Here is an 18,569-nt window from a genome sequence, read left to right as displayed (position 1 = left end):
CCGGGTCACCGGCGCCGGCCTCGGCCCTCATCGCCCCTTCGATTCCTGCGGACCGTCCGCTCACGAGGCCGAGGCCGCCTTCGTGGCGGCGCCGTTGCGGGTGGCCCGCTCGGCGGTGGCCCCGTCCAGATCGACCGGGAGCTGGTCGGCGTGCGAGTACGTCACCGCGGCGTGGACGAAGGCGGCGAACAGCGGGTGCGGTCGGGTGGGGCGGCTCTTGAGTTCCGGATGCGCCTGGGTGGCCACGAAGAACGGGTGCAGGTCCCGGTCCAGCTCGACGAACTCGACCAGCCGACCGTCCGGCGAGGTGCCCGAGATGTGCAGCCCGGCCTTGACGAGCTGGTCGCGGTAGGCGTTGTTCACCTCGTACCGGTGCCGGTGCCGCTCGCTGACCTGGGTACTGCCGTACGCCTCGGCGACGATCGACCCCTCGGTGAGCGTCGCCGGGTAGGCGCCCAGCCGCATCGTGCCGCCCAGGTCGCCCTTGCCGGCGACGATGTCCTGCTGGTCGGCCATGGTGGCGATGACCGGGTGCACCGCCTCGGCGTCGAACTCCAGGGAGTTGGCCCCGTCCAGGCCGGCCAGGTGCCGGGCCACCTCGATGGTCATGCACTGCAGGCCCAGGCAGAGCCCGAGCAGCGGAATGCCGTTCTCCCGGGCGTACCGGGCGGTGCCGATCTTGCCTTCGATGCCCCGGACGCCGAACCCACCGGGGATGACGATGCCGTCCACCCCGGCCAGGGCCGCCGCCGCGCCGGTCGGGGTGACGCAGTCGTCGCTGGGCACCCAGCGCAGCTGCACCCGGGCCCGGTGGCCGAAGCCGGCCGCCCGGATCGCCTCGCTGACCGACAGGTACGCGTCGGGCAGGTCGACGTACTTGCCGACCAGCGCGACGGTGATGGTGTGCCGGGGCTGGTGCACCCGCTCCAGCAGGTCGTCCCAGCCTTCCCAGTCCACGTCCCGGAAGGAGAGGTTCAGCCGGCGCACCACGTACGCGTCGAGGCCCTCCCGGTGCAGCACCTTCGGGATGTCGTAGATGCTGGGCGCGTCCGGCGCGGCGATCACCGCCTCGGCGTCGACGTCGCAGTAGAGGGAGAGCTTGTGCTGGAGCTTCTCCGGAATGTCCCGGTCGGAACGGCAGACGATGGCGTCGGGCTGGATACCGATGCTGCGCAGCTGGGCCACCGAGTGCTGGGTGGGCTTCGTCTTCAGCTCGCCGGAGGGGGCGAGGTAGGGCACCAGCGATACGTGCAGGTAGAAGCAGTTGTCCCGGCCCAGGTCGTGGCGGACCTGGCGGATCGCCTCCAGGAACGGCAGCGACTCGATGTCACCGACCGTGCCGCCGACCTCGGTGATCACCACGTCCGGGGTACGGCCGTCGTCGTCCGGGTCGGCCATGGCCAGGATCCGGGACTTGATCTCGTTGGTGATGTGCGGGATCACCTGGACCGTGTCGCCCAGGTACTCACCGCGCCGTTCCTTGGCGATCACCTCGGAGTAGATCTGGCCGGTGGTGACGTTGGCCTTGCCGGACAGCGCCCGGTCCAGGAAACGCTCGTAGTGGCCGACGTCGAGATCCGTCTCGGCACCGTCCTCGGTCACGAAGACCTCACCGTGCTGGAACGGGTTCATCGTGCCCGGGTCGACGTTGAGGTACGGGTCGAGCTTCTGCATCACCACGCGCAGTCCGCGCGCGGTCAGCAGGTTGCCGAGGCTGGAGGCGGTGAGCCCTTTACCCAGCGAGGAGGCGACGCCTCCGGTGACGAATATGTGCCTGGTCGTCCGTGCTGAAGGGGCCAAGGCCTGCTCCCGTGTCGTCCGTCGCGGTCGTGCAGACCGCCGAGCCGATCAGCGAAGTGATCACGCGATCCACGGGATTCCACGGTAACACCTCCCCAACGGCCCTCCGGTGGCGCACCCGGTACCGTCGCCGAGTCACCCGGTCGCGACCTCGGCCGACGACCGCCCGCCCGAACCGCCACCGTCCGGATCGCCACCGCCCGTAACGCCACCGTCCGAACCGCCACCGTCCGAATCGCCACCGGACGGGCCCGGAGCGCCACCGGACGGCCCGCCGTCAGCCGGGCGGTCCATCCCCGGCCTGGTCCGGTCCGCCGAGTGGTCGAGCACCCAGCCGACGATTGCCGCCATCGGCACCACCACGGCCCGCCGCGGCCCCGCCACGTCCAGCGCCGCGGCACCAGCAGACCGCCGATCACCGCCGCCACCGCGGTGCGCATCGCCCGGATCGCCGGGTAGATGCCGAACAGCCGCATGAGCCGCCCCAGGGTTGCAGCAGCGCGAACCAGACCAGCAGCGCCCCGCCAGCGCCAGCACCGTCAGCGGGCTGTTGACGAGCGTCGAAGCTGGCGGCGCTGGACCGTTACGGTCCAGCCGCCGGTGCCGTCGCCGAGCGCGGCCAGGAACCGGCAGGCTGCCCCGCTCCGGAGCCGGCCCAGATCCACCACCGCGAACCCGACCGTCAGGGTCAGCCCGACCATGGTCGCCCAGGTCAGCGTCCAGCCAGCCACCCGCGCTGACCGCCGCCGCCACGCCCACTCCGGCGGTCCGGCGATCGCGCCGATCGAGTCGGCGCCCAGGTACGGGCTGCCGACGACCACCACGGCGGCCCCACCACGATCACCATGACGGTCGGTCGCCAGCCACGGCGTACCCGCTGGGCGACCAGCCGGCGCTGGGCAGCGGCGACGAACGCCAGGCGGTGCCCAGGCCGGCATGGCGGCCACCCTCCAACATGATGGCCACCACCCCGTTGAGCTGCAACCGGGCACCGGTGACGTCCAGGCCGACGGCCAACGTGATCCAGCCCGGCCACCGCGCCGAGCGGGCCAGCGCTGCGGTAGCCGGGGGCGAGCCGCACCAGCAGCGTCCGCCAGCAGCACGGCGGTCAGCCCGGCGAACGGGCAGCCGGATCTGGGCGAACCGCCACCACGGGCGGCCTCGGCGACCAGCGCCGCCGGTATCGCGAGTGCGGCGGCGACCAATACCACCGTCGCCACCACCGCACGCGGCACCGGTTCGGTCCGTACGGTCCGGCGTGCCGGCGGGCCCGCCGCAGCAGCAGCAGCACCGCCACCGCGAGCGCCACCTGAACGACGGCCAGCAGGACGAAGAACCCGCCACCTCCCGCTGGGCGGCCTCGTCCGCGTCGGCCGGCTCGGCGATCGCGGCGGACAGATCTGTGGTCACCGACCGATGACGGGGCCGGCCGAGGAAGGGCCGGTCCGGCATCCGAGCGGCCCAGGGCAACCAGCGGTCAGGGCCAGGTCGATCAGTTGCAGGTAACCCCACCGGTCCGTGGGCGAGGTCAGCCAGCCCTCCTCCCAGCCGGGACCGTGGAAACGTCCAGCCGGGACGGCCGCTCGGTGTCAGAGACCCCGGCGACGTGCCGAACGTGGCGGTCGACCGGCCAGCACCCGGGCCAGTTCGGCGTCGGCGGACTGGGTGCCGCCGCCCCGCACCGCCGGATCGTCGCCCGCCACCGTGCCGGGTCGACGATGCTGAGCACACAGGAACCGAGCAGTCCGGCCGGTTCCTCGGGCAGCGTCGGCGCGTACCGGTCGACCCGGCCGAACGGACGGGCGGCGGCCACCGCCGCGCCCGGTCCGACCGCCACCGAACACCGCACCGACTCCGACAGCGCACCGGGCACCGTGCCCCACGGCAGCCGCTCCTGGTTGTGCAGGACGACGCTCTCCTGGTCCGGCAGGTTCGCACCGATGCCGTCCGGCTGCTCCACCGTCACGTCGACGGGCGCACACTGCCCGTCCCCGGCCCGGTTGCCGGGCCAGGCGGCGAAGCTGCCCGCGCCGAGGGTCAACCAGCCGTCCACGGGACAGGTGGGGCGGTGCGCCGAACGCACCGACAGCGACCCGATCGAGCCTTCCCGGGCCAGCCGCCACAGCGTCGGCGTACGCTCCGGGTCCACGTCGTCCCAGCGCAGCCCGGCCACCCCGACGAGGACCACGTAGTCGGCGCTCGGTCGAGACGGTGGAGTCTGCGGGCGGACGGCCAGCGCGGTGACCCCGAGCGCCACCACCAGCACAGTGAGCAGGATCGGCGCGATACGGCGCAGCATCACCGGCGTCCCGTCGACGGTGTCGGCGCCCGGCGTCGCCGGCCCGGCCGGGCGGGCGCTGGCGTAGAGCGCCAGCAGCTGGGCGAGGTCTGCGTCTCGGTCGGCCAGGTCGACGCCCGCTCCGCGCCGCGCCGCGCAGCTCGGCGCAGCCCGCCTCGTCGAGCAGGCCCCGCACCGCCGCGTCGACCGCGTCCGCATCGCCAGGACACAGCACCGCCGCGTCGCCGACAGTTCCGGCAACCCACCCACCGCGAGTCGCCACCAGTACGCCGGCCCGCAACGCCTCCTGCGCAGACAGTTGACCGGGCCTCCCAGTCGCTGGTGACCACCGCGAGGTCGGCACCGGCGGCAGATCAACACGGTGCGGTGCCCCAGCAGGGTAACCGGCGCCGGGCAGCGCTAGTCCGCGCGGCCAGCGGCAGGTAGGTATTGCCGGCGATCCCGACCACCGGCGGCGGTGCGCTCACGCCAGCGGGCGGCGGCGTCCACCAGCACGTCGTACCGCTTCTGCGGATGCAACCGGCCGACCGACAGGATCAACGGCGCTGGTCAGCGGCGACGGCGAACTCCGGCCCGCACGGCGGCCCGGCGACGACGCGGCGCAGGCGGTTCCGGAGCGGCGACCGGGCGAGCCGGGCATCCCGGAGCGCCCAACGCGACGACCCGCGCCACCAGGTCGGCGGAGGCACCGAGTGCCGGGCACCCCGCACGATCCGCTCCACCAGCCACGGCACCGCGTACCCCGCCGGCCAGCACCGCGTTGTGCCAGGTGACCACGAGCGGGCAACCGGCCGGGCCAACACCGCCACCAGCCCGGCGCGCAACCCGTGCGCGTGCACCACGTCGGCCTGCTCGGCGGCGAGCAGCCGGCGCAGCGTGCCGACCGCGGCCGTCAGCCGGCGTGGGACTCTCCGGGATCTCCACCGGCCGAAACCGGGCACCGGCAACACGAAGTCGAACTGGTCCTGGGTCGCCGCCGGCCCGCAGACCAGCACCGGCCGCCCGGCCGCGACCAACCCCCGTGCCACCGACCGGACATGCTGGCCGACCCCGCCGGTGCTGGACGCCAACAGCAGCACCACCGTCCCCGGCCCACCCGCGACGGCCGCCGACCCGTTCGACGCACTCACCGGACCGACCCTTCGTTCGCGACTGCGGGGCTCGCAAGCTCACTCCTCGCGCTCACCGGACCGACTCCGTTCGCGACTGCGGGGCTCGCAAGCTCACTCCTCGCGCTCACCGGGACGCCTCCTCCTTCCGGTCGGCTGGCCGGGCCCGGCGTAGGCGTCGACCCAGGCCGGTCAGCAGTGGCCGCAGGTCCTGCCGGTCGACCAGCCACACCACGGCGAGGAACACGACAGCGACCAGGACTCCGGACAGCATGCCCTGCATCAGTGCCGTCCACCGCCGGGGGTCGCCCCCGGCGTTCAGCAGCCACAGCGTCGCCACCGCCACGACGGCGGCCGTACCACTCGGCCAGCAGACCGGCACCGGCGGCCGACCGGCACCGGCGAAGGCACCTCCGCGCCGCCGGGCGACCGCGACCAGCAACAGCGCGCCGAGCAGCATTCCCGCCGGGATTGGCACCGCCAGCGCGATCGGCCACCGGGAGCAGCGCCGACAGTGGAAGCAACACCAGCGGCACCGCCAGCCCAGCCAGCGGTGATGGTGACGGTCGCCGCCCGCGTCGCACCTCAGGGCGTACAACGCGCGCGACAACACCGCGAACAACCCGTACCGAGCAGCCCCCGGCGCATAACCGGCAATCGCGGCGGCGGTCACGATCGCTGTCGAGCGAACCGGCCGATCGGACCGGCCGCGCCGACCAGCGCCGCGGCACCAGGGAAGCTGCACAGCAGCACCCGCACCAACGTCGCCGACAACGCTCGTCCGCGCCCGCCGCCGTGGCCAGGGCCGGGTACGCGGCGGTGGCCAGCGGCACCGCCAGCACCGCCCAGGGCAGCAGGTAGAACGTCTGCGCCAGGTTGAACACCTGGAACGCCTCGGTCCGACCGCTGGAGAGCCGATAGAGGATCACCGCCAGCGCGACCTGCTGGGCGGTGACCGTCACCACGCCGGCCACCGCCAGCCCGCGCACCCGGGCCCGGGCGTCGGGAGGCAACGCGTACCCGGGGCGCAGCGTCAGTCGCAGCCGACGCAGCGGGACCAGCAGCGACAGCGACAGCACCACGACGCCGAGGGTGGTGCCCACCGACAGGACCAACTCACCGCCACGGCCCGCCTGCGCCACGCTGGCTCCGGTACCGGCGACTCCGGCGAAGACCAGGTAGACGACGACCACCGTGAGGCTGGACAACAGTGGGGCGATCACCGGCCAGGCGAACCGGCGGTGCGCCTGGAGCACGCCGGTGAGCACGATGCCGACGCCGTACAGCGGCAGTTGCGGCGCGAAGACCCGCAGCATCCGGGCGGCGGCCGCCAGCTCCTCCGGCGACCGGCCGTCGCCGAGCGCGTCGATGATCGGGCCGGCGCCCCAGGGCCACCAGCGCCGCGAGCGGCACGAGCAGCGTCACCGTCCAGGTGAGCAGCGCGCCGGTGGTGGCCGCGACCGTCCGCCGGTCCCCCGCCGCGACCGCTCCGGCGAGCAGCGGTACGACCAGGCTGGCCAACGCCCCACCCGCGACGATCTCGAAGATGATGTTCGGGATGGTGTTCGCGAGCAGGTACATCGCACCCAGGTCGCTGTCCTGCACCACCCAGGTGAACACGGCGGTACGCCCGAACCCGGCCAGCCTGCTGAGCACGGTGAGTGCGGCGATGAGGGCCGCCGCTCCGGCCACCCGGCCGGCGCCGGCGAGGGGGGCCGGTCTGGTCACGTCGGTCAGCGCGTCGGCCAACGTCGAGGTTAATGACCTTCGTGAAGCACCTTCTCGCTGGCGGCGGTGAGCCCGGCGAGGACAGCCCGGCCGACCGGGCCGGCCAGCGCCAGCACCGCGCGCCGAGGGCGTTCGCACCGCTGTCGCCGAGCATCACGTCCTCGGCGAGTCGGCGAAACGGCTGACGGCGGCACCGGCCGCGCCCGAGGCGATCCCGCCGTGGCGGCCGCGCTCAGCGGGGCACCGAGCAACAGACCCGACTTCCAGCGCCCGTCGGGCGCAGGTCGAGCAGGTTGACCAGGCGCCGTGCCGAAACACCACCCCGGCGCCGAGCAGCTACGTCGACGCTGCCCCACCGCGCCCTGTCGGCGCCGACGGGGATGCCCCGCCACGTCGCGATCGGCGGCGGCAGGACCGCCGCCCGGGCCACCCACTCCGACGATCTTGACGAGGCCGGCGGTGACCCGGCCTACCGCAACGCGGCCAGATTGCCCAGCGAAACCCTTGGCCGCCTTCTGCTCGGGCGGCACCGACGATGTCGTCGTAGAGCCCACGGCACCCGACGCCGAGCCCGGCGACCAGGGTGGCCGCCCAGCCAGCACTCGCCACCAGCGCCCGGGCCCCCAACGCGAGAGGCCGGTCCGCCGAGCCAGAGATCGTGCGTCCCCGGAAGTTGGTCCGTTCCAGGGCCGGCGCGGGCGGTGCGGTACGGATGACGCGGAGCGCGTACCGGGCGGCGACCGCCCCGGCCCCGGCCACCAGGAGTCGACCGAAGACCGTCACGTCACCGTCCCGCTCACTCACGCCATCCCCTCCCGCCGGCCGGCGGAGATCGTCGGATCGGACACCTGGTGCCCCGTCAGACCACTGAACCCCTCGTCAGCCCACCCCGCTCGGCGCGGGCGCCCTCCGGCGACCCACCCGACACGTCGGCCCGTGCGGAGGGCGAGAAGGGTTCACTGGGGCAGTCTAGGCACCAGCGAGGCAGCGCTGTCACCGACGCCGAAGTGACCGGCCTTACGGTCGGCGAGCTGCTGCACCAGCGCCAGGGTGGTGACCAGCTGCCCCTGAACGGTGTTGGCGTTGTCGATGGTCGAGATGGTCTGGGCGAGCACCGCGTCGCCCCGGACGAAGGCCACCAGGTTCCCGCCGGCCGAGCCGTTGCCGGCCACCACGATCGCCCCGGTCCGGTCGAACTGCTCGGCGATCTTGACCACGGACTCGTCCTTCTTGGCGGAGTCCTTGTCCACGTACGGCTGCCCGCTGACCACCACGACGGCCTCCGCCGGTGCGGTGATCCGCTCGCCGGTGGTCAGGTAGTTGGCGTTGCCGTATGCGGCCAGCACCGCCCGCCGGTCGGCCTCGGTGACCGGCTCGGCGCCGGCCGGCTGGTCCAGCAGCACGGTGGCCAGCAGGGCGCTGGAGGTCTCGACGCCGTGGCCGTTGCCGGGTAGCCCCGCGGTCGGCGCGTCGGTCGGCCGGGCCGCGGTGACCGCCAGTTCGAGCAGGTCGTTGTTGTTCTCCGGGTTGATGAACTTGTCCTGCAGGTCGACCCGCCCGGTGACGTCGGCGCCGGCGAGCTGGAGCATGTTGAGCACCCCCTCGGTGTGCTCGCGACCGGTGGGCAGGCTGAGCACCAGCACCCGCTTGCCGCTGAGCGTGCCCGGCAGCATCACCTGGGCCATCTCGGCGGCGAACTCCTCCTCCAGCTCCAGTTCCCGTTGCATGTTCTGGACCGCCTGGCGCATCTGCTGGTTGTCCTTGCGCAGTTCGTTGACGGTCTCCCGGAGCGAGTCCGCGACCGGACCGTTGAGCGCGGCGGTACCCACCACCAGGCCGATCGCCAGGGCGAGGAAGACCGCGGTCAGGGACACCACGTGGTACCGGAAGTTGATCACGCTTGAAGCCTCTTGATCGGTCGGGAGCTAGAAGAGCTGGCCGAGCTGGAACACGAAATTGTCCCACCACTCGGAGACCACGCCCAGGTACGCCTTGCCGACGGTGGAGACGGCCACCGCCGACGCCATGGCGGCCAGCGCCGACAGGACCAGCAGCAGCAGGGACGACCCCGAGATGCTCTGCCGGTACAGCCGGCTGACGCCCTTGGCGTCGACCAGCTTGCCACCGACCTTGAGCCGGGTGAGGAACGTCGACGCCATGCCGCCGCGCCCCTTGTCGAGGAACTCGACGAGCGTGGCGTGGGTACCCACCGCGACGATCAACGAGGCGCCCTTCTCGTCGGCCAGCAGCATGGCGAGATCCTCGCTGGTGGCGGCGGCGGGGAAGGTCACCGCCGGCACGCCGAGGCCGTTGACGCGGGGCAGTCCCGGCGCCCGCCCGTCCGGGTACGCGTGCACGATCACCTCGGCGCCGCAGCGCAGCACGTCGTCGGTGACCGAATCCATGTCGCCGATGATCATATCGGGCGTGTAGCCCGCCTCGACCAGAGCGTCGGCGCCCCCGTCGACGCCAATCAGCACCGGCTTGAACTCCCGGATGTACGGGCGCAGCACGTCCAGGTCGGCCTTGTAGTCGTAGCCCCGGACCACGATCAGACAGTGCCGGCCCTGCACCTCGGTGGCGATCTCGGGCACGCCGACACCGTCGAGCAGCAGGTCGCGCTCCTGCTTGAGGTAGTCCATCGTGTTGGCGGCGAACGCCTCCAATTGCACCGACAGGCCCTCCCGGGCGTCGGTCATCGCCTTGGCCACGCTCTCGGCGTCCTGGAGGCTGCCGTGTGCCACCGGATCGTCGTCCAGGTAGACGGTGTTGCCCTCGATGCGCACCGTGTCACCCTCACGGATCCGCTCGAAGACGCCCTCACCGAGGTCGTCGAGCAGCGGGATGCCCGCCGAGATCAGCACCTCCGGCCCGAGGTTGGGGTAACGGCCGGAGACCGACGGCTTGGCGTTCAGCACCGCGCCGACACCGACCGCGACGAGCGAGTCGGCGGCGACCCGGTCCAGGTCGACGTGGTCGAGGACCGCGATGTCGCCGGGGCGGAGCCGGCCGACCAGCCGTTTCGTGCGGCGGTCCAGGCGCGCGGTGCCGAGGATCTGTCCCGGTTCCGCATTCCGGGCCCGGCGCAACGTGGGTAGACGCATCGTGACCATCCTGGCATGTGAGGCAGGGGAATCTGTCGCGACATGCCTGAGCAGGGCCGCCTACCCAGGGAAGCACACATGGGCGAAGGCCGGTGTGCCTCCGCTCACAATCGCGGTCTCAGGACCGCCGTTCCCTGGCCGCCACGGCCAGGAGTTCCTCGGCGTGGGCGATACCCAGATCCGAATCCGGCAAACCCGCGAGCATCCGGGCGAGTTCCCGGGCCCGCTCGGTGTCCTCCACCACCCGGACCCCGCTGGTGGTGACGGCGCCGCCGGTGTCCTTGGCCACCACCAGGTGCCGGTCGGCGAAGGCGGCGACCTGCGGCAGGTGGGTCACCACCAGGACCTGGTGGCTGCGGGCCAGCCGGGCCAGCCGGCGGCCGATCTCCACCGCCGCCTGGCCACCCACGCCCGCGTCGACCTCGTCGAAGACCAGGGTCGGTGGGCCGCCGGATCCGGCGAAGACCACCTCGATGGCGAGCATCACCCGGGACAGCTCGCCGCCGGAGGCACCCCGTTGCAGGGGCAGGGACGGCGCGCCGGGGTGGGCCAGCAGCCGCAGCTCGACCTCGTCACCGCCGTCGGGTCCGACGCCGACGTCGACCCCGTTGACCGGCAACGTGGGTTCGGCCCGACCGGCGGGTCGGGGCAGCACCGCCACCTCGATCCGGGCGTGCGGCATCGCCAACCCGGCCAGCTCGACGGTGACCTGCTCGGCGAAGCGCGCCGCCGCCTCCTGCCGGGACACCGACAGCCGGCCGGCCAGCTCGGCCACCTCACCGGCCAGCCGGGACGCCTCCCGATCCAGCTCGTCGAGCAGCTCGTCGGAGTTGTCCAGCTCGGACAGTCGGCTCCGGGCCCGCTCCGCCCAGGCGATCACACCGTCGACGTCGTCGGCGTACTTGCGGGTCAACGCGCGCAACGCGGCCCGTCGCTCGTAGAGGGCCTGCAGCCGGGCCGGGTCGGCGTCCAGGCCGGCGAGGTACGTGGACAGCTCCACCGACACGTCGGCGACGAGCGTGGCCGCCTCCTCCAGGCGCACGGCCAGTTCACCGAGCGCCGGATCGGTGCCGGACTGTGCCTCGAGCGTGCGCCGGGCGGTGCCGAGCAACGTCGAGGCGTCGGGCGTGTCGTCGGTGGCCTCCAACCCGCCGGCCACGCACTGGTGGGCCAGCTGAGCCGCGGTACGCAGACCTTCGGCGTGCTCCAGTCGCTGCGCCTCCGCCTTCAGCTCGTCGTCCTCACCCGGCTGCGGATCGACCCGGGTGATCTCGTCGAGGCCCAGCCGCAGCAGGTCGGTCTCCTGGTGGCGTTCCCGCGCGTTGCGTCGCCGGTCGGCCAGGTCGTCGACCACCCGACGCCACCGGGTGAACGCGTCCCGCGTCGCGTCGAGCAGCTTCTCGTGCTCGGGGCCGGCGAACCGGTCCAACGCGGCCCGCTGCTCCGCCGGGCGCAGCAACCGCAACTGGTCGGACTGGCCGTGGACCGCGACCGCCTGCTCACCGACCTCGCCGAGCATCGACACCGGCATCCCGCGACCACCCAGGTGGGCCCGGGACCGACCCTCCACCGTGACCGTACGGCTCAGCAGCAGACAGCCGTCCTCGTCGGGTTCGCCTCCGGCGTCGGTGATCCGGGCGTGCACCGTCTCGGCCACCCGGCCACCCAGACGCAGCCGGCCCTCGACGACGGCGCGGCCGGGTTCGGCGCGTACCCGGCCGGCGTCGGCCCGACCACCGAAGAGCAGGCCGAGCCCGGTCACCACCATCGTCTTGCCGGCACCGGTCTCGCCGGTGATGACGTTCATGCCGCCGGTCAGCGGCAACGTCGTGTCCTCGATGACACCCAGTCCGGTGATGCGTAGCTCCTCCAGCACAGCAACCGACAGTAGACGCGTGGCCCGACACTTGACCAGCCGGCGCGGCCGCCGACGTCAGCGACGGTTGCCCCGCCAGCCGTGCACCGGAAGGTCGAACTTGGCCACCAGACGCGCGGTGAACGACCGGTCCCGCAGCCGGACGACGCGTACCGGCAGGGCGCCCCGCCGCACCGTGACCCGGGCGCCGGGAGGCAGGTCGTAGACCCGCCGCCCGTCGCAGCAGAGCACAGCCAGCGTGGTGAACGGGTCGACGGTTATCGTCATGGTGGAGGTGGGGGCCGTCACCAGCGGCCGGCTGAACAACGCGTGCGCGCTGATCGGCACCAGCAGCAGCGCCTCCACCTCGGGCCAGACCACCGGCCCCCCGCCGGAGAAGGCGTACGCGGTGGAACCGGTGGGCGTGGCGCAGACCACGCCGTCGCAGCCGTACCGGGACAGCGGCCGCCCGTCGACGTCCACCAGCAGTTCCAGCATCTGGGCCCGCTCGCCCTTCTCGACGCTGATCTCGTTGAGGGCCCACGACTCGATGGTCGGCCCGCCGTCGAATTCGGCGGTCACGTCGAGGGTGAGTCGTTCGTCGACGCTGTAGTTGCGGCTGACCACGTCACGGACCGCCACGTCGAGATCGTCGATCTCCGCCTCGGCGAGGAACCCGACCTTGCCGAGGTTGATGCCGAGCAGCGGCACCTTCGCCGGCCGGGCCAGTTCCGCGGCGCGCAGGAACGTGCCGTCCCCGCCGAGGGCGAAGACGATCTCGGCTCCCTCGGCCGCCTCCGGCCCGGTCACCGGTACCGTGCCCGGCAGGTCGAGGTCCTCGGCCTCCTCGGCCACCACCCGCACCTCGAATCCGGCGGCGATCAGGTCCGCGGCAACCGTACGGGCATGCTCGGTGCTGCGCCGTCGGCCGGTGTGCGTCACCAGCAGGGCGGTGCGGGTCACCGTGGCCCCTGCCCGGGAACACCGCGCCGATGGTCGGCTCGCCGGGACCGGCTCACGCGGCCGCCCCGCTCCGCGCACCGGCGGCCCGAGCCGCCACGCCGCTGTGCCAGACGGTTCGCTCGCTCACGCCGCCGCCCGCTCCGCGCGCCGGCGACGCGAGCCGCCACGCTGCTGCGCCAAACGGTTCGCTCGCTCACGCCGCCGCCCCGCTCCGCGCGCCGGCGACGCGAGCCGCCACGCTGCTGCGCCAAACGGTTCGCTCGCTTCGCTCGCTCACGTGGCCACCTCCTCCGTCGCCTCGTCCGGCCCGTCGCCGGACGGCACCGGGCCGCGTGGCCCGGCCGTCACCACGGTCCGTACCCGGTCCGGGTCGGCCGGTGGCGCATCCCGGCGTAACCATACGAAGAACTCGACGTTGCCGCTCGGCCCGGGCAGCGGGCTGGCCGCCAGGTCCGCCAGCCCCAACCGCAGCGTCGCCGCCGCCGTGGCGACGTCCAGCACCGCCTGCGCCCGAAGCTCCGGATCGCGCACCACCCCACCGGCGCCGACCCGCTCCCGACCCACCTCGAACTGCGGTTTGACCATCAGGGCCAGGTCACCGTCGGCGCGGGTGCACGCCGCCAGGGCCGGCAGCACCAGCCGCAACGAGATGAACGACAGGTCGGCGACGGTCAGGTCGACCGGGCCACCGATCGACTCGGGAGTCAGCGTCCGCACGTTCGTGCGTTCGTGAACCCGCACCCGGGAGTCGTTCCGCAGCGACCAGGCCAGCTGGCCGTAACCGACGTCGACCGCGACCACCTCGGCGGCGTCGGCGCGGAGCAGCACATCGGTGAAGCCGCCGGTGGACGCGCCGGCGTCGAGGCAGCGTCGACCGGCCACCACCAGCCCGGCGGGGGCGAAGGCGGCGAGCGCGCCAGCCAGCTTGTGCCCACCCCGGGAAACGTACTCCGAGGTCGGGTCGGCACCGCTGACCAGCAGCGGATCGGCCGGATCGACCATGGCGGCGGCCTTGCGGGCCGGCACCCCACGCAGCTGCACGCGGCCGGCCTCCACCAGCGCGACCGCCTGCTCGCGGGAGCGGGCCAGACCGCGACGGACGAGTTCGGCGTCCAACCGGTTACGCCGTGCCATGGACGGGCGCGCCTCCTCAGGCCTGGTCGATGGTGGCCAGCGTCTCCCGCAGCGTCTGGTACGCGGCCTCGTACTGGGCGATCTGGTCGGCCGGGCCCAGCGTCGCGGCGTTGGCGATCGCCCGCACGGCGGCCTCGACGGCCGGATGAGCGTCGTCCTGCCCGTTCTCACCGGTCCAGCGCTGCGGCGGTGGGCCGGGGCGTGGACCGGTCGGACCCGGTCGGGGCGCGGTCATGCCGCCACCGTGCGCGGGGCCGGACCAGCCCGGTGGCCGGGGACCGTGTCGCCGACAGGGCGGCCGGTCACGCGACACCGTCCGGGCGCGGCGGGCGCGGCGGTGCGGCCTTGGCCGGTCGCGGCGCCGGCTCACCATCGGCGGTACGCACGACCGTTCCGCCTCCCTTCGTGCCCACGGTCTTCTTCGCCACCGCCTTCTGGCCACCGCTTTCTTGGCGACCGCCTTCTTCGCGACCGCCTTCTGGCGACCGCCTTCGTCGGTGGGGCCGCGGCGGCGGTCGGCGGGTGCCCACGGAGGGGCTGTCGGCGGAGCCGGCGGTTGTCGCGAGGCCGGGCGCGGTGCCGCTGGCGGGGCCCCGCCGGTAACCCGGAGTTGGCGTTCCAGCTCGCGCACCCGGCGGTCCAGCTCGGCGACCTCCTCGGCGGTGGCCAGGCCCACCACACCGAGCGCCCGCTCGACCTCGAACCGCACCAGCTTGGTCAGGGCCTCGCGGTTGGCCGCGCCGGTCGACCGCAGCTCCTCGGCCAGGGTCTGCAGCTGTGCGGCCGTGGCACCGGTCGATCCCATCGCTCGGCGTACCGCGTCCTGTGCCTTCTTTCGGGGCGCCTCCGTCAGGCCCATGGCCAGTTCGAGGTAGGCGCGCCACGCGTCCTGCATGCCTGAGTCCTTTCGCCCGACGGCTGTGCACGTGTCACGCTACCGGGCCGTCGGAACCGTCCCGTGGGGTACGGTGCCGGGAGACGACGTGGTGTGGCGAGGAGGCGATCGGTGGCCACGGTGGACGAGTGTCGGCAGGCGTTGCAGGATCTGGCCGCCCGGCTCGAACGCAACGCGGAGACCGTCCGTGATCGCGTGGACCTGGATCGCACGCTGGCCTGCCGGATCACCGACCTCGAGACCGCCTTCCACGGTCGGATCACCGGCGGCCGGCTGGTGGAGCTCGCCGACGGCGACGACCCGAAGGCGAAGATCGCCATGAGCACCACCAGCGACGATCTGGTGGCCCTGGTGCGCGGTGACCTCGACGTCACCCGCGCGGTCGCCAACCGCCGCGTGTCGATCAAGGCCAACCCGTTCGACCTGATGAAGCTGCGCAAGCTGCTCTGAGCCGGTCAGGAGACCAGGCCGAGTCGCTCCAGCGCCTGCCCCGCCGCCGGCGACGCCGGCCGGACCGGGCCGGCCCGGTGGCCGCGCCAGGCAGCCGCACAGAGCGCGGCGAGCGCGTCCAGTGCACGCCCCGACCCGGACAGTCGCCACTCGTCGGTTCCGGTGCTCACCTGCCAGCCGCCGTGGTCGGCGTCCGGTGCCGGCACCCGCACCACACCATCGGCGTCGAAGAGCCCGGTCAGGTCCCACGAGACGTACGTCGGCCGTCGCTCGGCGGGCGCGGCGAGCAGCTCGGCGGCGTCACTGACCCCGGTGAGGACCAGCAGGCTGTCCAGGCCGGCCCGGTTCGCGCCCTCGATGTCGGTGTCCAGCCGGTCACCCACGACCACCGTCCGGCCACCGTCCGCCCGCCGAGCGGCGGTGGCGAACAGCTCGGGTGCGGGCTTGCCGACGATCTCGTCCGGGTCCCGGCCGAGCGCGGTGGCCAGCGCGGCCACCAGGGCGCCGTTGCCGGGCAACGGGCCACGCCCGCTGGGCAGGGTGCGGTCGGTGTTCGTGGCCACCCAGGTCGCGCCGGCCCGTACCGCCACCGCCGCCTCGGCCAGATCGGCCCAGCCCACCTGCGGGCCGTACCCTGGATGACCGCGACCGGGGCCTCGTCGGCGGTGGCGACCGGCGAGGCCGGCCTCGCTGATCTCGGCACGCAGCGCCTCGGCCCCCACCACGAGCACCTTCGCGCCGGCCGGCAGCCGCTCACCCAGCAGTTGGGCGGCCGCGGCGGCACTGGTGAGGACCTCCTCCGGTCGGGCCGGCACGCCCATCCCGGTGAGCAGGTCGGCCACGTCGGCGGCGCGACGCGAGGCGTTGTTCGTCGCGTACGCGACCGCGCGGCCCTCACCGTGCAGCCGCGCGACCGTCTCGACCGCGCCGGGAATCGGCTGGTCGATCAGGTAGATCACCCCGTCCAAGTCGAAGACGACCAGGGCGTAACCGTCGACCAGCCGGTCCCCGCTCATCGCTGCCGTGCCTCCGGTTCCTCGGTCCCCTCCGCCTCGCGGGAGGTCCCGGGTGCCGCCTCCGCGTCCGCGTTCCGCTCATCGTCGGTGCCCGGCGGGTCGGCCGGCGAGTTCTGGGCCGTGGGGTCCGCGTCGCCCGTCGCCTCGGCCACCGGCTCGTCGGACCCGAGGTCGTCCTGGTCGCCGTCTGCGGTCATGCTCGACGCGTCGGCGTCCGGACGGGCCGGCACCGCGCCAGGGGCACCCGGACCAGCAGCCAGTTCCTCGGCCACCTCGTCCTCGTCGTCGCCCTCGATGACCACACCGTCGAGTTCGAGCAGCCGCTCGGCGGCGTCGGTCTCCGCCTCGGCGTCCACCTCCGCCGCACGGGAGAACCACTCCCGCGCCTCGGTCCGCCGTCCCACGGCCAGCAGAGCGTCGGCGTACGCGTACCGCAGTCGTGCCGTCCACGGCTGCACGGCGTCGGTGGTCAGCTCGGGAACCTGGAGCATCGCCACGGCGGCGTCCCGCTGGCCGAGATCGCCACGGGCGCCGGCAGCGACGATCAGCAGTTCGATGGCGACGGCCGGATCGAGCTTCTCCTGGTCGGCACCACGGAACAGGTCGATGGCGCGCTCGGGTCGGCCCAGTGCCCGCTCGCTGTCCGCGATCACCGCAAGGTGGCTCTGCGCACCGCTCATCCGGTGGTACGTCCGCAGCTCGGCGATCGCCGACTGCCACTCCCCCGCGTGGTAGGCGGCCAAGCCGACAGCCTCCCGTACCGCGGCGATCCGTGATGCGAGCCGTCGAGCGGCAAGTGCGTGGGCGAGCGCCTCGGCCGGGTCCTCGTCGATCAGTTGCCCGGTCGCCACGAGGTGCCGGGCAACGGTCTCCGCGACCGGCTTCGCCAGCGACAGCAGCTCGGCGCGGACGTCCTTGTCCAGGTCGGTCGCGACGATCTCATCAGGCAGCGCCGGCGCCTCCGTACGCCCCTCCTCGGCCGAGCCGGGTCCGTCCGCACGCCGTCCAAAGCGACGCTCACCGTCCCGGTCGTCCCGGAATCCGCCGCCACGGCGGTCGCCGCCACGCTCATCCGCGCCACGACGGAATCCACCGTCGCGGCGCTCGGCGAAGCCACCCGCTCCGCGAGCACTCTCCCGGTCCTGGAAGCCACCCTCACGGCGCTCACCCCGGAACCCGCCGTCACGACGCTCACCGCCACGGAAACCGCCCTCACGACGCTCACCGCCCCGGAAGCCGCCCTCGCGCCGGTCACCGCCACGGAAACCGCCCTCACGACGGTCACCGCCACGGAACCCGCCCTCACGACGGTCGCCGCCACGGAAACCACCGTCGGGACGCTCGCCGCCGCCAGCACGATCGCTGCCCCGGAAGCCGCCCTCGCGCCGGTCGCCCCCACGGAAGCCACCGTCACGACGGTCACCATCGCGGAACCCGCCCTCACGACGGTCGCCGCCACGGAAACCGCCCTCACGACGCTCACCGCCACGGAAGCCACCCTCACGACGGTCGCCCCCACGGAAGCCACCCTCACGACGGTCGCCCCCACGGAAGCCACCGTCACGACGCTCACCATCGCGGAACCCGCCCTCACGACGCTCACCGCCACGGAAACCGCCCTCACGACGCTCACCGCCACGGAAACCGCCCTCACGACGCTCACCGCCACGGAAACCACCGTCGCGGCGCTCGCCTTCCGCGCCGCGATCGTTGCCCCGGAAGCCACCCTCACGGCGGTCTCCGTCTCGACGGAAGCCGCCGGCGTCGCGGCGGAACCCGCCCTCACGGCGGTCGGAGTCGCGACGTTCTCCGCCTCGGAAGCCGCCGGTGCCACGGTCCCGGTCGCCGGAGCCGTCGCGCCCGCGGAAGCCACGGTCACTGCGGTCGCCCCGGTACCCACCGCCCGAGCGGCCACTGTCCCGGGAGCCGCCCTCACGGCGGTCACCGTCTCGACGGAAGCCGCCGGACCGGGAGCGGTCGCTGCCGTACCCGCGGTCGTCGCGAGAACCTCGCTCCTCTCCCCGGTCCTGGCGCGACGGGCGGTCGTCGCGGCGAGGTCCGCCGTCCCGATCCGCCGGTCGACCCTGGTAACCCCGGGGGCGGTCCCCGCCCTGAGGTGCTGAACTCACAGGTACATCCTTCCTGAGTACGCCGTATCAACGACGCAACGCAGTCGAGGGCCGACCCGATTCCGGGTGGCCCTCGACTGTGACGTG

13 protein-coding genes and 4 pseudogenes are annotated in these 18,569 nt (G+C 73.6%); 2 read left to right on the top strand and 15 right to left on the bottom strand.

Annotation, left to right across the window (positions count from 1 at the left end; all coding sequences use genetic code 11):
* Positions 1-60: 60 nt before the first annotated feature.
* From ENC19_RS28150 to ENC19_RS28095, 13 genes and pseudogenes are all read right to left on the bottom strand, one after another.
* The gene (locus ENC19_RS28150; RefSeq protein WP_164450078.1) at positions 61-1,800 is read right to left on the bottom strand and encodes a CTP synthase; all 1,740 of its coding nucleotides are present in this window, start codon (positions 1,798-1,800) and stop codon (positions 61-63) included.
* Between the two features lie 135 nt (positions 1,801-1,935).
* Positions 1,936-4,099 (bottom strand): annotated as a pseudogene (locus ENC19_RS30750) (hypothetical protein).
* Positions 4,100-4,498: 399 nt separating this feature from the next.
* Entirely contained in the window at positions 4,499-4,639 is a 141-nt protein-coding gene (locus ENC19_RS28140) for a glycosyltransferase family 4 protein (RefSeq protein WP_164450077.1), read from the bottom strand.
* Positions 4,636-5,229, bottom strand: a complete 594-nt coding sequence (locus ENC19_RS28135; protein ID WP_164450076.1) for a glycosyltransferase family 4 protein — start codon at positions 5,227-5,229, stop codon at positions 4,636-4,638. The genes ENC19_RS28140 and ENC19_RS28135 overlap by 4 nt, the downstream gene beginning before the upstream one ends.
* 106 nt (positions 5,230-5,335) lie before the next feature.
* Positions 5,336-6,936: pseudogene (gene murJ, locus ENC19_RS28130) on the bottom strand (murein biosynthesis integral membrane protein MurJ).
* Positions 6,937-6,940: 4 nt separating this feature from the next.
* Positions 6,941-7,719 (bottom strand): annotated as a pseudogene (locus tag ENC19_RS30745) (hypothetical protein); the annotation flags it as partial.
* A gap of 173 nt (positions 7,720-7,892) precedes the next feature.
* Positions 7,893-8,834, bottom strand: coding sequence for a copper transporter (locus tag ENC19_RS28125; RefSeq protein WP_164450075.1), 942 nt, complete (start codon positions 8,832-8,834; stop codon positions 7,893-7,895).
* Between the two features lie 27 nt (positions 8,835-8,861).
* Entirely contained in the window at positions 8,862-10,040 is a 1,179-nt protein-coding gene (steA, locus tag ENC19_RS28120; RefSeq protein ID WP_164450074.1) for a putative cytokinetic ring protein SteA, read from the bottom strand.
* Between the two features lie 118 nt (positions 10,041-10,158).
* Entirely contained in the window at positions 10,159-11,916 is a 1,758-nt protein-coding gene (gene recN / locus ENC19_RS28115; protein ID WP_164450073.1) for a DNA repair protein RecN, read from the bottom strand.
* Between the two features lie 57 nt (positions 11,917-11,973).
* On the bottom strand, positions 11,974-12,858 hold the full coding sequence (locus ENC19_RS28110; protein ID WP_164450072.1) for an NAD kinase: 885 nt from the start codon (positions 12,856-12,858) through the stop codon (positions 11,974-11,976).
* A 273-nt stretch (positions 12,859-13,131) separates the two neighbouring features.
* Positions 13,132-13,992 carry a TlyA family RNA methyltransferase gene (locus ENC19_RS28105; protein WP_164450071.1) on the bottom strand — a complete coding sequence of 287 codons (861 nt, stop codon included), beginning with the start codon at positions 13,990-13,992 and terminating at the stop codon, positions 13,132-13,134.
* Between the two features lie 16 nt (positions 13,993-14,008).
* A complete protein-coding gene (locus ENC19_RS28100; RefSeq protein WP_164450070.1) occupies positions 14,009-14,227 on the bottom strand; it encodes a hypothetical protein in 219 nt (72 codons plus the stop codon).
* A 67-nt stretch (positions 14,228-14,294) separates the two neighbouring features.
* Positions 14,295-14,887, bottom strand: a pseudogene (locus tag ENC19_RS28095) (phasin family protein).
* Positions 14,888-14,998: 111 nt separating this feature from the next.
* Here ENC19_RS28095 and ENC19_RS28090 point away from each other — a divergent pair.
* A complete protein-coding gene (locus ENC19_RS28090; RefSeq protein ID WP_164450069.1) occupies positions 14,999-15,337 on the top strand; it encodes an SCP2 sterol-binding domain-containing protein in 339 nt (112 codons plus the stop codon).
* A 5-nt stretch (positions 15,338-15,342) separates the two neighbouring features.
* Here the strand turns inward: ENC19_RS28090 and ENC19_RS28085 are convergent, their stop codons facing one another.
* A complete protein-coding gene (locus ENC19_RS28085; protein WP_166459252.1) occupies positions 15,343-16,353 on the bottom strand; it encodes an HAD-IIA family hydrolase in 1,011 nt (336 codons plus the stop codon).
* Positions 16,350-17,249, bottom strand: a complete 900-nt coding sequence (locus ENC19_RS28080) for a Replicase polyprotein 1ab (protein WP_373688870.1) — start codon at positions 17,247-17,249, stop codon at positions 16,350-16,352. Before ENC19_RS28080 ends, ENC19_RS28085 begins: the two co-directional genes overlap by 4 nt.
* On the opposite strand from ENC19_RS28080, the gene ENC19_RS28075 reads away from it, so the two are divergent.
* On the top strand, positions 17,190-18,476 hold the full coding sequence (locus ENC19_RS28075) for a hypothetical protein (RefSeq protein WP_164450067.1): 1,287 nt from the start codon (positions 17,190-17,192) through the stop codon (positions 18,474-18,476). The two genes, ENC19_RS28080 and ENC19_RS28075, sit on opposite strands and share 60 nt — an antisense overlap.
* Positions 18,477-18,569: the final 93 nt, after the last annotated feature.

It is taken from the genome of Verrucosispora sioxanthis, assembly GCF_010560025.1.
GTDB lineage: Bacteria > Actinomycetota > Actinomycetes > Mycobacteriales > Micromonosporaceae > Micromonospora > Micromonospora palythoicola.
This window is presented reverse-complemented; position numbering and strand designations above follow the sequence as displayed.